12 protein-coding genes are annotated in these 14723 nt (G+C 60.6%); 10 read left to right on the forward strand and 2 right to left on the reverse strand.

All coding sequences use genetic code 11. From position 1 onward, the window contains the following. Window positions 1–1077 precede the first annotated feature (1077 nt). The 7 genes from ABGT65_RS01180 to trmB all read left to right on the forward strand — a co-directional run bounded on the left by ABGT65_RS01180 (window position 1078) and on the right by trmB (window position 9875). Window positions 1078–2355 carry a replication-associated recombination protein A gene (locus ABGT65_RS01180; RefSeq protein ID WP_346699391.1) on the forward strand — a complete coding sequence of 426 codons (1278 nt, stop codon included), beginning with the start codon at window positions 1078–1080 and terminating at the stop codon, window positions 2353–2355. A 55-nt stretch (window positions 2356–2410) separates the two neighbouring features. After that, a complete protein-coding gene (locus ABGT65_RS01185) occupies window positions 2411–2914 on the forward strand; it encodes a metallophosphoesterase family protein (RefSeq protein WP_346699392.1) in 504 nt (167 codons plus the stop codon). Window positions 2915–3014: 100 nt separating this feature from the next. Continuing rightward, window positions 3015–5465 carry an ATP-dependent Clp protease ATP-binding subunit gene (locus tag ABGT65_RS01190; protein ID WP_346699393.1) on the forward strand — a complete coding sequence of 817 codons (2451 nt, stop codon included), beginning with the start codon at window positions 3015–3017 and terminating at the stop codon, window positions 5463–5465. 136 nt (window positions 5466–5601) lie between these two features. Further along, complete coding sequence (locus tag ABGT65_RS01195; protein WP_346699394.1) at window positions 5602–6969, forward strand: MATE family efflux transporter; 1368 nt, start codon at window positions 5602–5604, stop codon at window positions 6967–6969. 36 nt (window positions 6970–7005) lie between these two features. Beyond that, a complete protein-coding gene (gene ricT / locus ABGT65_RS01200) occupies window positions 7006–8580 on the forward strand; it encodes a regulatory iron-sulfur-containing complex subunit RicT (protein WP_346699395.1) in 1575 nt (524 codons plus the stop codon). A 12-nt stretch (window positions 8581–8592) separates the two neighbouring features. Further along, the gene (locus ABGT65_RS01205) at window positions 8593–9054 is read left to right on the forward strand and encodes a hypothetical protein (protein WP_346699396.1); all 462 of its coding nucleotides are present in this window, start codon (window positions 8593–8595) and stop codon (window positions 9052–9054) included. Between the two features lie 68 nt (window positions 9055–9122). After that, entirely contained in the window at window positions 9123–9875 is a 753-nt protein-coding gene (trmB, locus tag ABGT65_RS01210) for a tRNA (guanosine(46)-N7)-methyltransferase TrmB (RefSeq protein WP_346699397.1), read from the forward strand. Between the two features lie 54 nt (window positions 9876–9929). On the opposite strand, the gene ABGT65_RS01215 is transcribed toward trmB, so the two are convergent. After that, complete coding sequence (locus tag ABGT65_RS01215) at window positions 9930–11024, reverse strand: alkaline phosphatase (protein WP_346699398.1); 1095 nt, start codon at window positions 11022–11024, stop codon at window positions 9930–9932. An 83-nt stretch (window positions 11025–11107) separates the two neighbouring features. Between ABGT65_RS01215 and ung the strand changes: the two genes are divergently transcribed. The 3 genes from ung to ABGT65_RS01230 all read left to right on the forward strand — a co-directional run bounded on the left by ung (window position 11108) and on the right by ABGT65_RS01230 (window position 13707). Continuing rightward, a complete protein-coding gene (ung, locus tag ABGT65_RS01220) occupies window positions 11108–11770 on the forward strand; it encodes a uracil-DNA glycosylase (RefSeq protein ID WP_346699399.1) in 663 nt (220 codons plus the stop codon). 25 nt (window positions 11771–11795) lie between these two features. Continuing rightward, complete coding sequence (locus ABGT65_RS01225) at window positions 11796–12593, forward strand: hypothetical protein (protein ID WP_346699400.1); 798 nt, start codon at window positions 11796–11798, stop codon at window positions 12591–12593. A gap of 118 nt (window positions 12594–12711) precedes the next feature. Continuing rightward, window positions 12712–13707 carry a transposase gene (locus tag ABGT65_RS01230; protein WP_149873922.1) on the forward strand — a complete coding sequence of 332 codons (996 nt, stop codon included), beginning with the start codon at window positions 12712–12714 and terminating at the stop codon, window positions 13705–13707. A 121-nt stretch (window positions 13708–13828) separates the two neighbouring features. Here ABGT65_RS01230 and ABGT65_RS01235 read toward each other — a convergent pair whose 3' ends face one another. Next, window positions 13829–14689 carry an RNA polymerase sigma factor RpoD/SigA gene (locus ABGT65_RS01235; protein ID WP_087260869.1) on the reverse strand — a complete coding sequence of 287 codons (861 nt, stop codon included), beginning with the start codon at window positions 14687–14689 and terminating at the stop codon, window positions 13829–13831. Window positions 14690–14723: the final 34 nt, after the last annotated feature.

Consider the following 14723-nt stretch of genomic DNA (forward strand, 5'->3'; position numbering starts at 1 on the left):
CTCTGCCGGGCGCAGGCGGAGGAGCCGCCGGTTTAAGAAACCGGTTTTGTGGGCTGCTGGGTCTTACAAGGGTCTGACCCTTGAATCCGCGTCACCCGCTTCCTTTCCGTCATTCCCGCGAAAGCGGGAATCCAGGATCGCATCAATTCCCGTCATCCCCCGGATAGATTCCCCGTCAAGCGGGGAATGACCGGTTCAAGAGACCGGATTTAGGGGCGAAGGCATGTCTGAAAGATTCGGAAGCAAATCACCGCTCCCGACCGTCGAGGTACGAAACTCTTTTTAGTGGGAGGTTTGTGCGTTGGAGGCCTCCGGCTTGATGAAAAAACCGAGAAGAAAGATGCGGACTAAAAATGCGAGCGCCGGGGACGGTTTGCTTGCAAACCCGCGAATAGTCGCCCGGCGCCAATGTTAGGCCGCGTCTTGCCGGTTTTTTCATCCTGCCGGTCGGTTTTTGCGGCGCTTTTTGCCGACCCAAAAAGCGCCCCTTTAAGAAAGGGGTTTTGTGGGCTGCTGAACCTTTAGTGGTTCCCGAAGCCTTTACCCGCATACGACCGACGGTCGGGAGCGGTGATTTGCTTCCGAATCTTTCAGACATCCCTCCGCCCATAGGACCCGGCTCTTAGCCGGGTACCTTTTGATGGCAAAAGGTACCCAAAACCAGCCGCAAGTTGCTTTTTGCGGGGCCGCAGTTTGGCGTCGCGGAAACGGGCGCCTGACGCGGGTTTGCAAGCAAACCGGCCCCGTTTCTTGTCGCGCCGCCTGCGCTGCGCCCTCTCTCCGCAAAAAGCAGAATGCGGCAGCAAGGCCCTCCTAAGAGGAGGGTTCTATGGGCTGCTGAACCTTTAGCGGTTTCCGAGCCTTGAATCCGCTCCGACCGCCGACCGCCCCGTCATTCCCGTCATTCCCGCGAAAGCGGGAATCCACCCGGCTAAGAGCCGGGTTCTATGGGCGCGGGCTTAAAAAGCCCGTTTTATGGGCGAAGGTGTCACGAAGGGTTTTCGACCCGGTTCTGCGCTCCCGCCCTTAAAAAAGGGAATTTTTCGCTATCTTTACGGCGTAAAAATCTTCCAAACCATGTCCAATACCCCTCTGGCCGAACGCCTGCGCCCCAAAACCCTCGACGAATACATCGGACAGGAGCACCTCGTAGGCCCGAAAGGCGTCTTCCGCAAGTTCTTCGAAACGGGAAACGTTCCCTCGTTCATCCTCTGGGGTCCCCCGGGCGTGGGCAAAACCACGCTCGCCAAGATCGTCGCCTCGCAACTCGAACGGCCCTTCTTCACCCTTTCGGCCGTCACCTCCGGCGTCAAGGAGGTCCGCGAAGTGATCGAGTCGGCCCGCAAACAACGCTTCTTCGACCAGCGGCCCCCGTTCCTCTTCATCGACGAAATCCACCGCTTCAACAAGTCGCAGCAGGATTCGCTGCTCGGGGCCGTCGAGCAGGGGATCGTCACGCTGATCGGCGCCACGACCGAAAACCCCTCCTTCGAGGTGATCTCCCCGCTGCTGAGCCGCTGCCAGGTCTATATCCTCCGGGCGCTGGAGGACAAGGACCTCCAGACGCTGCTCGACCGCGCCCTGCGCACCGACCTCGAACTGCGCGAACGCGAAATCGAGGTCCGGGAGACCGGAGCGCTGTTCCGGTTCGCGGGGGGCGATGCCCGCAAGCTGCTCAACATCCTCGACATCCTCGTCGGGGCCACCGACGGAAAGGTGACGATCACCGACCAGTACGTACAGGATTGCCTCCAGGAAAACATCGCCCTCTACGACAAGAACGGCGAACAGCATTACGACGTCATTTCGGCCTTCATCAAGTCGGTGCGGGGCAGCGACCCCAATGCCGCCGTCTACTACCTGGCGCGGATGCTGGCCGGAGGCGAGGAGCCGCGGTTCATTGCCCGGCGGCTGGTGATCCTCGCCGCCGAGGACATCGGGCTGGCGAACCCCAACGCGCTGCTGCTGGCCAACGCCTGCTTCGACACGGTGCACAAGATCGGGATGCCCGAGGCACGCATCCCGCTGGCCGAGGCGACGATCTACCTGGCAACCTCGCCCAAGAGCAATTCGGCCTACATGGCCATCGCCAAGGCCCTCTCGCTCGTGGAGCACGACACGACGAACCGCCCCGTGCCGCTCCACCTGCGCAACGCCCCGACCAAACTCATGAAACAGGCCGGATATGCCGACGGTTACAAGTACGCCCACGATTACGAGGGGCACTTTGCCGAGCTGGAGTTCCTGCCCGAATCGCTCGCGGGAACGAAGTTCTACGAACCCGACCCGCAGAACGCCGCCGAGGCCAAGATCGCCGAACGCATCGCCCGCCTCTGGAAAGACAAATACAAATAACAGCCGGGCAAGCCACGCGGCAAAGGCTCCCCGGACACACGGCAAAACGACACATATGAAAAAGATAGGGATCATCTCCGACACCCACGGGACCTTCGACGAGCCGCTGCGGGAATTCCTGAAGGAAGTCGACGAAATCTGGCACGCCGGCGACATCGGCTCGCTCGAACTGGCCGACCGCATCGCCGCGTTCAAGCCCCTGCGCGCCGTCTGCGGCAACATCGACGGCGGCATGACCCGGCGGGTCTATCCGCCCTTTCTCTCGTTCGAGTGCGAGGGGGTCCGGGTGCTGATGACCCACATCGGCGGCTACCCCCGCCATTACGACCCGCGCGCCGTCCAGCAGATTCAGGCCCTGCGGCCCAAGCTCTTCATCGCGGGCCATTCGCACATCCTCAAGGTGATGTACGACCCCGTCTACGAGCTGCTGGCCGTCAATCCCGGGGCCGCCGGGGAGTTCGGATTCCAGAAGGTCCGGACCGCCATCCGACTGACGTTCGACGCCGGGGAGATGCGCGACATGGAGGTCGGCGAATGGCCCCGGAGCTCAGCCAGATAGCCTTCCGGGAAGGGTTCGGCCCCCAAAATGAACAATATCGCCCGCATAATAAACACAAGCGTCCGTCCGTTAGTTGAGCGAATTCTAACGACGACGCAACATGCAACTGAAAATCTCAAAAACGCTGGAGGGTATCATCGCCCGGGTGGCTTTCAACACCACCAAGGCGGGAACCACCCACTCGCTCAAGGATTTCCTCACGCTGGAGCTGCTGCGTGAAGAGGGATCCCTGGCCTACCAACTGCTCTCCTCCCGGCTCAAGGACTGGGAGCTCTATCAGGTATGCCTGCGCATCGAACGGGAAATCGCCGCACCCCGGCAGCCCGATGCCCGAACGCCCGAAGAATTTTACCGGCACTTCACCGAAGAACTGCTCGCAACCCCCACCGCCGCCAAAAGCGTATCCACGGCCCACGCCCTGCAACGGATCGCCGAAGACCGCTCGACGGCAACCGCCCGGGTGCTGGAGATGTACGGCGTGAATGCCGAAACCATTGCCCGGGACCTGCGGAAATTCGCCGTGGGAGACGACTTCCGCACCGAAATCCCGGTCGTCAACCTCCTCGATTTCCACGAGGAGAACAAACCCGCCGAAAAGCACGCCCTGCTCGAAAAGTTCGGGTCGGACCTCACGCGCCTGGCCCGCGAAGGGAAGATCGACCCCGTCGTGGGGCGCGACGCCGAGATCGAGCGCGTGGTACAGATCCTCTCGCGGCGCAAGAAGAACAACCCGATGCTCATCGGCGAGGCCGGTGTGGGCAAGAGCGCGATCGTCGAGGGACTCGCCCTGCGCATCGCACGGGGCGAAGTCCCCTACACGATCGCCGACAAACGCCTCTTCGCACTCGACATCGCGGCGCTGGTCGCCGGGACGAAGTTCCGGGGCGAATTCGAGGAGCGGATACAGCAGCTCCTCGACGAACTGCGCAACGACCGCCGCACGATCCTCTTCATCGACGAAATCCACACCATCGTGGGGGCCGGGGCCACACAAGGAAGCCTCGACACGGCCAACATCCTCAAACCGGCCCTGGCCCGGGGCGAGATCCGGACCATCGGCGCCACGACACTCGACGAATACCGCGAAAACATCGAGTGCGATGCGGCCCTCGAACGGCGGTTCCAGAAGGTCATGGTCGAACCCACGACCGCGGAGCAGACCCTCCGCATCCTGCACAACCTCGCCCCGCACTACGAACGCCACCACCGTGTCCGCTACACGGATGCGGCCCTGAAGGCCTGCGTGGAGCTCGCCGGGCGCTACATCCCCGACCGCTGTTTCCCCGACAAGGCCATCGACATTCTGGACGAGGCGGGTTCGCGGGCCCACCTCCGTTCGGCCTGCGAGCCCGAGGAGCTCCGGAACATGGAACAGGAGCTGCACGACGTCCGCCGCGAACGCCGCGAAGCCGTCGAGGCCCTGGTCTACGAAAAGGCCGCCTCGGCGCGGATGCGCGAAATCGCCCTGCGCTCGAAACTCGACGAAAGCCGCGCCGAATGGCAGCGCTCGCTCGAACACAACCCCGCGGAGATCACCGAAGAGCAGATCCGGCAGGTCATCACCTCCATGACGGGCATTCCGGCCGAACGGCTCTCGGATGGAGAAACGGCCCGGCTGCAAAGTCTCCAGGAGCACCTCGCCCGGCGGGTCGTCGGACAGCAGGAGGCCGTGGAACGGATCGCCGGGTCGATCCGCCGGGCGAGGGCCGGGCTGAAGGACGAGAACCGCCCGATCGGCATATTCCTCTTCGTGGGGCCCACGGGCGTAGGCAAGACCCTGCTGGCCAAGGAGGTCTCGAAGTGGCTTTTCGACGAACGCCGCGGCCTGATCCGCATCGACATGAGCGAGTATGCCGAAAAGCACAACGTCGCCCGCCTGATCGGTGCACCCCCGGGGTATGTCGGGTACGGCGAGGGTGGGCAGTTGACCGAAGCCGTGCGGCGCCAGCCTTATGCCGTGGTGCTCTTCGACGAGATTGAGAAGGCCCATCCCGAGGTCTTCAACGCCCTGCTGCAGATCTTCGACGAGGGACATCTCACCGACGGTGCGGGTCGCCGGGTCGACTTCCGGAATACGATCCTGATCATGACCTCGAACGTCGGATCGAAAGCCGCGGCCCGGCGCTCGGTGCAGGTCGGCTACCCCACGGTCTCGAAGCAGGCCGCCCTCGACGACGCCCCGCAGTCCGAATACCAGAAGGCTCTGGAGCAAACCTTCACGCCGGAGTTCCTGAACCGCATCGACGACATCGTTTCGTTCCGCACGCTGGAGATTGCCGACGTGAAGCGGATTGTCGACCTGGAGCTGCAGGGGCTGCTCCGTCGCGCCAGGCGCCTTGGATACAAGGTGAAGGTTACCGACGGAGCCAGGCGCCGTCTCGCCGCCATGGGCTACGAAGCCCGCTACGGAGCCCGCGCCCTGAAGCGCACGCTCACGGACCAGGTCGAAGAGCCCCTCTCCGAACTGATCATCGACGGCAAACTCCCCGAAGGCGGGACCGTAATCGTCGAATCGGACAAACAGCGCGGCATCCGCCTGCGCGTGGCGTGACCCCGGCGGGCCGCCCATGTCCGAAGCGGGTCCAACGCCCGCTTCCGGACCGGAAAAGGAGAATCCTCCGCAAAAGGGTCTCCTTTTCTTTTTTCCGGGAAGAATTTCGTACCTTTGCAGACCAAAAATCGCGAATATGTATCGTTTTTCAACATACAAGGAGCAATACAGGCAGAATCTGAAACTGGCCTTTCCCGTGGTACTCACCCAGTTGGGGCAGATCCTCACGCAGTTCACCGACAACCTCATGGTCGGCCGCTACGGCGGTGACGACCCCCTGCCGCTGGCGGCCGTATCGTTCGGCGGAACGGTCTTCTTCATCCTCTTCATCGCCTCGATCGGCATCGCCATGGGCATGACACCCCTCGTCGGCGAGCTCTACGCCCAGAACGACCGCGAAAAATCCGCCGGGCTGCTCCAGAACGGAATCCTCTTCTACGGACTGCTCGGCGTGGTCATGGCCGCCGTGCAGTATGCACTGATCCCGCTGATGTACCACCTCCGGCAGCCCGTCGAGGTGGTCGACGCCGCCATCCCCTACTACAAGATGCTCGTGTACAGCATGCCGGCCGTGATGCTCTTCTTCGCCTTCAAGCAGTTCCTCGAAGGCGTCGGCAACACCCACGCCGAGATGTACGCCACGATCATCGCCAACGTGGCCAACATCGGCTTCAACTACCTCTTCATCTACGGGCACTGCGGAATGCCCGAAATGGGCGCCGAAGGAGCCGGGCTCGGGACCCTCCTCGCCCGTGTGATGGGGATGGTGCTCATCATCGGCTATTTCGTCTCGCGCTCCCGCTACCGGCTCTACCTGCAGCGTTTCTCGCGCCGGAAATTCTCCCGGACGGATGTCCGGCAGCTGCTCCACATGGGCGGGCCGATCTCACTGCAGATGTTCCTCGAATCCTCGGCCTTTGTCGGAACGGGCATCATGATGGGATGGTTCGGGGCCGAAGCCAAGGCGACCATCAGCGCCAACCAGATCGCCATGACCATCGGAAACTGCGCCTTCATGATCGTCATGTCGATCGGCGCCGCCACGACGATCCGCGTATCGCACTGCTACGGAGCCCGCAACATCGGCGAACTCTCGCTCGCCGCCAAGGCCTCGTACCACCTCGTGCTGGCCTGGAACGCCTTCGCCGCCCTGGTCTTCATCTCCCTGCGCCACTTCATCCCCACGCTCTTCACCACCAATGCCGAGGTCATCGCCATCGCTTCGCATCTCCTGGCCTTCGCCGCCCTGTACCAGCTCTCGGACGGCATTCAGAACGTCTCGGTGGGCATCCTCCGCGGCATTCAGGACGTCAAGATCATCATGCCCATCGCCCTGATCTCCTACTGGATCCTCAACCTTCCGGTGGGCTACCTGCTGGGGTTCTCGCTCGGGATGGGGCCCTCGGGGCTCTACGTCGGATTCACCTTCGGGTTGTCGACCGCCGCCCTGCTGATGATCCTGCGCATCCGGCGCAGCGTGCGGCGGCTCTACGCGGTGAAATAAAAAATTTTTCGTATCTTTACGCAAATTATACCCGAAATGGAGATCGAAAAACAACATAAAGGCGTCTACAAGCCCGAAGTGGGCCGCGGCTGCGCCTTCCGTGAGGACGGTTCGGAACCCGAAGCCAGAATCTGCAACGGGTGTTTCAAACTCCACGAAACCCCCTGGCTCGAAGAGTTCCCCGTCAATGAACCCTCGGAGATCGTCGAGGTGCGATTCAAGAATACCCGCCGTTCGTTCTATCAGAACGTCAACCACCTCGACCTCAAGCGCGGCGACATCGTAGCCGTCGAGGCATCGCCCGGACACGATATCGGTATCGTCTCGCTGACCGGCGACCTTGTGGCCCGCCAGATGCGCCGCACGGGTTTCAACCCCTACAACGGCGAATTCAAGAAGATCTACCGCAAGGCCAAACCCTTCGATATAGAACGCTGGCAGGAGGCCATCGCCCTCGAACACGAAACGATGATCGCCTCGCGCCAGATCGCTGCCGACATGGGACTCAACATGAAGATCGGCGACGTCGAGTACCAGGGCGACAAGATCAAGGCCATCTTCTACTACATCGCTGATGAACGGGTCGACTTCCGCGAACTGATCAAGGTCTTCGCCGAACGCTTCCACATCCGCATCGAGATGAAGCAGATCGGCGCCCGCCAGGAGGCCGGACGCATCGGCGGACTGGGCGCCTGCGGACGCGAACTGTGCTGTGCGTCGTGGATGTCGAGCTTTTCGAGCGTCACGACCGGCGCCGCCCGCGTGCAGGACATCTCGCTCAACCCCCAGAAACTCGCCGGGCAGTGCTCGAAGCTCAAGTGCTGCATGATGTACGAATACGACACCTATGTCGATGCCCGCAAGGATTTCCCGCGGCTGCGCGAGCCCCTGCAGACCGTCGACGGGGAGTGGTTCCTGGTCAAGAGCGACGTGCTGGCCGGGACGATGAGCTTCTCGTCGTCGAAGGAGACGATGGCCAACGTCACGACGCTGCCCGTTTCGCGCGTGAAGGAGATCCTCGCGCTGAACCGGCAGGGTAAAAAGGTCGAGCAACTGCAGCATGAAGACGACATGCGCCCGACGGTCGAGGAGCCGACCTACCGTTCGGAGGAGGACAGCATCACGCGCTTCGACCAGACCAAGCGCCGCAAACGCGGCGGCCGCAACAAGAACCGCGGCGGACAGAACAGACAGCAGGAGGGCGCCAACGGACAGAACGGACAGGGCCGACAGCAGAACGGGCAGCAGAGTGCCTCGGCAGACTCTTCGCGGCAGGGAGGTCCGTCGGAAGAGCGCGGAGCACAGCCGCGCGAAAACCGGTCCGAGCATCCGCAGCGCCGCAACCAGCGGGGCCGGAACGGCGGAAATGGCGGGAACAACGGGAACGGCAACTCCGGAGCTTCGGGAAATAACGGCAGCGAGGGCGCTGCAAACTCCGGCAACGGCGAACAGCAACGGCAGGAGAACAGCCGTCCGGGCAACCGCGAAAACCGGGGTCCGAAGCCGGAGAACGGCAACCGCGAAAACCGCCGCAGCAGCAACCGCCGCCGCAACAACGGAGAGCGGAACGACGGGAACAACGGCAACGAAAATCCGCCCCGCAACGAATAGCAGACGGAAAGGGTGAAGCGGAACTTGCGAGATACGCTTCTGACGGGGCTTCTGCTCGTCGGAGCAGCCGGAATAGCCGGAGGCTTCGCAGGCTGCACATCCCCGTACCAGACCGCCGCCACGGATGTCAACCCGGCAGGCTGGGAGCGGACGGCCGAACTCCGTCTGGAGAATGCCGACACCGTGACGCTGCGCGATGCCGCGCTCTTCGTGCGCTACGACGAACGCTTCGCGGAAGACACCCTCACGGTGCAGATCGCCGCCATCGCACCCGATTCGCTCCGGTTCGAAGAGCGGTTCCTGCTGGCCATCCCCCGCACGAAAAACCCCGCGGCCCTGACGGGCGAGGCACTCATCCCCTACCGCTGTCGGATCCGGCTCGCCAGTCCGGGCGAATACCGGTGGTGCGTGACGCCGGTCCGCAGCGTCCGCGGCGTAGAGGCCGTCGGGCTCCGCCTCTCGAAGAGCAACTGACAGACGGAAGGGATGCGACCGGCCGGTCGCATCCCGCCACCGAACCATAACGCCAAGCCAACAAACCCATGGGAAAAGACAAACTCCGCCGCTTCCGCGAGAACCTGACCTTCGCGTGCTTCGTACAGCCCGAATTCGAGGAGGTTTTCCGCCACGACCATCCGCTGAAGGGGCACTGGAACCGCGATTTCTTCCATAACGACCACCCCATCGTGCTCGAACTCGGCTGCGGGAAGGGGGAATACACCGTGGCGCTGGCCGAGCGCGACCCCAACCGCAACTACATCGGGATCGACATCAAGGGGGCCCGGATGTGGCGCGGCGCGAAGACCGCCACCGAACGCGGCATGAGCAACGTCGGATTCCTCCGCACGCGAATCGAATTCATCAACGGGCTCTTCGCCGAAGGAGAGGTCGCGGAGTTGTGGATCACCTTCCCCGACCCGCAGCTCAAGACCCGTCGGGCCAAGAAACGCCTTACCTCGCCGTTGTTCCTCGAATACTACGCCCGGCTGCTGCGGCCCGACGGAGTAATCCATCTCAAGACCGACTCGAAGCATCTCTACGCCTATACGAACGAGGTGATCCGCCATTTCGGGCTTCCCTGCGAGGTCTCCGAGGCGGACATCTACGGCTCGGGGTATGCCGACGAGGTGCTGTCGGTCAAGACCGCCTACGAGGAGCGCTTCCTCGGCATGGGGCTCCCGATCACCTACACCCGCTTCCGCCTCGACGGGCAGCGCGACTTCCCCTGGTTCGACTGGGAGGAGGACGACAAGCTCGAAAAGGACGACGAGGAGGTGCGCAAAACCGGACGTTGAGTCCGGTTTTGCGTTTCGTTCCACCAGCCCCGCCGTACGGCGGAATGGGACAGGCTACTCCAGATCGAGCAACTGCATGATGCGGTGTGCGAGTTCCGTATTGTCCATTACGCCGGTAATACGGTCGGCCCCCGTGCCATAGAGATAAACGGGAACCATCGTGGCCGAGTGGTTGCCGGTCGAGAAGTGGTAATAGATGCCACCGTCGGGACGGGTGAAGTCCTCCTCGCAACTCGGAATCGAAAGGCCGCCGGTTTCATGATCAGCCGTCACGACAACCAGCGTCCCGGGCGTACGGTCGGCATACTCCATCGCTGCAGCCACCGTCCGGTCGAAGTCCCGCAACTCGGCCTGCATCCACGCAGCATCGTTCGCATGCCCGGCCCAGTCGATCTGCGATCCCTCGACCATCAGCAGAAAGCCCCGGTCGCGACGGGCAGCCTCGCCCGACAGGATCCGCAAGGCACAACGGGTGGCCCGGGGCAGGAAATCACCACGTCCGGGAGCTGCCGGAAGGGCACAGTCCGCCACGACGCACAACACGCGTCCGCGGGTCAGCGTGTCCGCCTCCGCGAGCGAATCGGCAACCAAATACCCGCGCCGGCGAAAGGCGTCCAGATAGCTGCCGCCCGCGGGGCACTCCTCCGCAAGCGCCTTGCGGCCACCCCCGAACAGCACATCGACGCCGCTCGCCAACAAATCGCGGGTGATGGATAACGTATCGTTCCGGTCCGGCACATGCGCGTAGAAAGCCGCCGGTGTGGCGTGCTGCAACCCGCATGTCACGGCAATGCCAACAGCCATTCCCGCCCGGTGGGCCCGTGCCATCATCGACGTCAGAGGCCGACCCTCGGGGTCGATGCCGACCATACCGTTCGCGGTCTTCGACCCCGAGGCGAGAGCCGTACCCGCAGCCGCCGAATCCGTCACCCGGCTGTTGGCCGAACGGGTGCGGATGAGGGCCACGCCCCGAGCCCGATCGAACGAGGTCAACGTATCGCCGTACCCGGTCTGTAACATCGCCACCTGCGACAACCCCATCCCGTCACCGATCAGATAGATCAGATTGCGTACAGGTTCCCTTTCCGAAGCCCCGGCCGAAGCCGTCAACAGGCTTAGCACCAACCAGAACAAAATCCGCTTTTTCATGTTTCCAATTCGATTTCGGGACGAAAATAATCCCTTTTCCCGAACTTTTTACTACATTTACACTACTTTAACCCACATGTAACATGGATGTAAAGATCGCCCCGGACTGGAAGGAGATCCTCGCTCCGGAATTCGAAAAACCCTACTTCGCCCAACTTACCGACTTCGTCCGCCAGGAGTACGCCTCCCGGCGCATCTTCCCCCGCGGGAGCAATATCTTCCGGGCCTTCGACAAGTGTCCGTTCGAGCAGTTGAAGGTCGTCATCATCGGACAGGACCCCTATCACGGTCCCGGACAGGCCAACGGGCTCTGCTTCTCGGTCGGCGACGGCATTCCCTTCCCGCCGTCGCTGCAGAACATCTTCAAGGAAGTGCACGACGACACCGGAACGCCGATTCCCGCCAGCGGGAATCTCGACCGTTGGGCCGAACAGGGCGTACTGCTGCTCAACGCCGTACTGACGGTCCGGGCCCACGAGGCCGCCTCACACGCCGGGCGCGGCTGGGAGACCTTCACCGATGCCGTCGTGCGGGCCATTGCCGAGCGCAAGCAGGGAATTGTCTACATGCTGTGGGGCAGTTACGCCCAAAAGAAGGGGGCCATCGCCGACCCGCAGCGCAACCTCATCCTGAAGGCCGCACACCCTTCACCGCTCTCGGTTTACCGCGGGTTCTTCGGCTGCCGCCACTTCTCCCGTGCCAACGAATACCTCCGCTCTGTCGGCAAAGAGCCGATCGTGTGGTAAAAAACCTTAAAATAACGACCTACGGATGAGACACTTCGCACTACTGATCGCAACAGCGCTGCTGATGCTTGCACCCCAGGCCCTCCGGGCACACGATTACGAAGACGCCACGATGCGCTTCACCGTTCCCGACGATTACACCTACCAAGCCTTCAACAACGAAACGCAGGGCATTACGGGCTTCACGGCTGAAAAGGAGGGCGTCAAAATCACCCTTTTCCGCATTTCGACCGACCAGTGGATCGACCGTCCGAAATGCCTTTTGCAGCGCGACGACAAATGGTTTCCCTCACTGGCAAAACTCCCCCTCATCAGCCAGTCCACCCCGCTCTGGGAGCGCTACGACAAAGTGAGCGACTACCGCACGGACAAGGGCTACCTCCGGGTCTACCGTTACGTCGACGGCAAGGGAATCGGTTTTCTGGTCGCCGAAAGCAAGGATGCGGATTGGGAACATGCCGACCGGATCGCCTCCAGTCAGCGTTACAAGGTGACGGTGGTCTACCTCCTCGACCGGGGCTGGTACCTGCTCTCGAAACTGCTGGGCTACATCGCACTCGCGTTCGCCGGGTGGTGTGTGATCTTCGCCCTGCGGGAGAACGCCCGCAATACCCGGATGTGGATGGTCCTGTTGCTGATCGCCATAGCAGGCGGCCTGCTGACCTGGTTCGAACCGTTCTTCGGACGGAAGCTGTGGATGATCATCACGGCCGTCGCCCTCGTCATCTGCGTTTTCTCGTTCAACGGCATGGACTCCTCCGACAGCGACGATCCGGGCAGCGACTACGACGGGACCGGCACCACGATCCGCTACGACGTATAAAAAAGGGTAATGATGCCAAAAGTGGTTGGTGGTATAAAATGTAACCGACATAATATTTGGTAGTTATAAGGATAAAATAGAGATTAGTAGAAACGGGTTTCTACTAATCTCTATTTTTATGTCAAAAAAACGAAAAATACGCTGTCCTCATTGTGGCTTTTTAGAGACAATAAAATGGGGTACTCGTAGCGGTTGCAGCCGCTATTATTGTAAGAATTGTGGCAGCTATTTTACGGATCGTCGAGACTGGATTTCCGATAAAAACAAGTTTATATGGTTCGCGCGTTGGGTTCGCGGTAAACAGCGTATTTGTGACCTTGCGAGTGAGAGCGGATACAGCGAACGCACCCTAAAAAGATACTTCTATCGGCTCTTGCCCCAGTGCCCTTTATGGCAGATACAGCGACGCGAGAAGGTAAATCTTCTGATCGACGGCACCTACTTCTCAAATAAGATTTGTCTGGTTGTATATCGGGATCACAACATCAAGATGACCCTCCTCTATCGCATAACCAGGAGTGAAACGCTGCGGGATTTGAAAGCAGACCTAACGGCTATACGCGATGTCGGCATTCAAATTGAGAGTGTCACCTGTGATGGATCTCCCAATATCATAAAAGCGGTGCGGGAAGTGTGTCCGGAGGCGATCTTGCAGCGTTGTACGGTACATGTAGCGCGAGAGATAGAGACGTGGATTACACGCAAACCACAGACCGTAGCGGCACAGGAACTCCTCGAACTGGTGCACTTGTTAAATGGAGTACAAACACATGATGAGGCACAGTTATGGATACGGGCTTTTATTGACTGGTATCGGCGACACGAACCATTTATCAATGAAAAAACCGTAGATGAGCTGTCGGGAAGATGGTGGTTTACGCATAAGATGCTGCATCGAAGTGTCTCGCATATCAAGCGTGCCATACCCGATCTGTTTTCATACACGCGATACCCTAATGTACCTAAATCTTCAAATTCTATTGAGTCGTTCTTCGGTCACTTGAAGGATAATTTAAGAATCCATCGTGGACTCTCGGAACAACATTTTAAGGACTTTGTAAAGTGGTATCTTTTCCTGAACAGCAATGATGGAATTATTAAGAAACGCAAATGACCAGAATCGTACAATTCTGGTCATTTGATCCAATACGACACCAACCACTTTTGGCATCATTACCTAAAAAAGAATCCGGACGCCTCAGGCATCCGGATTCTTTCATTCTCAAAGCAAGGTACTATCCCAAATAGGATTTCAGCAGTTTGCTGCGCGACGAGTGGCGCAGGCGGCGGATCGCCTTCTCCTTGATCTGGCGGACCCGTTCGCGCGTGAGGTCGAACTTCTCGCCGATCTCTTCGAGGGTCATCTCCGAGCAGCCGATACCGAAGAAGTACTTGATGATGTCGCGTTCACGCTCGGTGAGGGTCTCCAGGGCCCGGTCGACCTCCGTCGAGAGGGATTCATTGATCAGCCCGCGGTCGGCATTCGGCGAATCGGGGTTCACCAGCACGTCGAGCAGCGAATTGTCCTCGCCGTCGGCGAACGGTGCGTCGACCGAAACGTGGCGCCCGGCCACCCGCAGCGTATCGGTCACCTTCTCCTTCGGGAGTTCCAACTCCGTAGCCAGCTCCTCGGGCGACGGCGTGCGTTCATGCTCCTGTTCGAAGCGCGCGAAGGCCTTGTTGATCTTGTTGAGCGATCCTACCTGGTTCAGCGGCAGGCGCACGATGCGCGACTGTTCGGCCAGGGCCTGCAGAATCGACTGACGGATCCACCACACGGCATAGGAGATGAATTTGAAACCGCGCGTTTCGTCGAACTTCTCGGCGGCCTTGATCAGGCCGAGGTTACCTTCATTGATCAGGTCCGGGAGGCTCAATCCCTGATTCTGGTATTGTTTGGCGACGGAAACCACGAAGCGCAGGTTCGCTTTGGTAAGTTTTTCCAGGGCCTCCTGGTCTCCTTTCTTGATTCGCTGGGCGAGTTCCACCTCTTCCTCCACCGTGATAAGCTCCTCCTTGCCGATCTCCTGCAGGTATTTGTCCAGCGAGGCGCTTTCGCGGTTGGTGATGGACTTCGTAATCTTTAACTGACGCATATATTAACTTAACTATCCTAAAACTGTCACACCT

The organism is uncultured Alistipes sp. (assembly GCF_963931675.1).
In the GTDB taxonomy this organism is placed as follows: domain Bacteria; phylum Bacteroidota; class Bacteroidia; order Bacteroidales; family Rikenellaceae; genus Alistipes.

Coding starts and splice junctions, on each gene's coding strand:
- ABGT65_RS01195 (WP_346699394.1), top strand. CDS start 5,602: ATGTATCGTTTTTCAACATACAAGGAGCAATACAGGCAGAATCTGAAA.
- ABGT65_RS01185 (WP_346699392.1), top strand. CDS start 2,411: ATGAAAAAGATAGGGATCATCTCCGACACCCACGGGACCTTCGACGAG.
- ABGT65_RS01215 (WP_346699398.1), bottom strand. CDS start 11,024: ATGAAAAAGCGGATTTTGTTCTGGTTGGTGCTAAGCCTGTTGACGGCT.
- ABGT65_RS01180 (WP_346699391.1), top strand. CDS start 1,078: ATGTCCAATACCCCTCTGGCCGAACGCCTGCGCCCCAAAACCCTCGAC.
- ricT (WP_346699395.1), top strand. CDS start 7,006: ATGGAGATCGAAAAACAACATAAAGGCGTCTACAAGCCCGAAGTGGGC.
- ABGT65_RS01225 (WP_346699400.1), top strand. CDS start 11,796: ATGAGACACTTCGCACTACTGATCGCAACAGCGCTGCTGATGCTTGCA.
- ABGT65_RS01235 (WP_087260869.1), bottom strand. CDS start 14,689: ATGCGTCAGTTAAAGATTACGAAGTCCATCACCAACCGCGAAAGCGCC.
- ung (WP_346699399.1), top strand. CDS start 11,108: ATGGATGTAAAGATCGCCCCGGACTGGAAGGAGATCCTCGCTCCGGAA.
- trmB (WP_346699397.1), top strand. CDS start 9,123: ATGGGAAAAGACAAACTCCGCCGCTTCCGCGAGAACCTGACCTTCGCG.
- ABGT65_RS01190 (WP_346699393.1), top strand. CDS start 3,015: ATGCAACTGAAAATCTCAAAAACGCTGGAGGGTATCATCGCCCGGGTG.
- ABGT65_RS01230 (WP_149873922.1), top strand. CDS start 12,712: ATGTCAAAAAAACGAAAAATACGCTGTCCTCATTGTGGCTTTTTAGAG.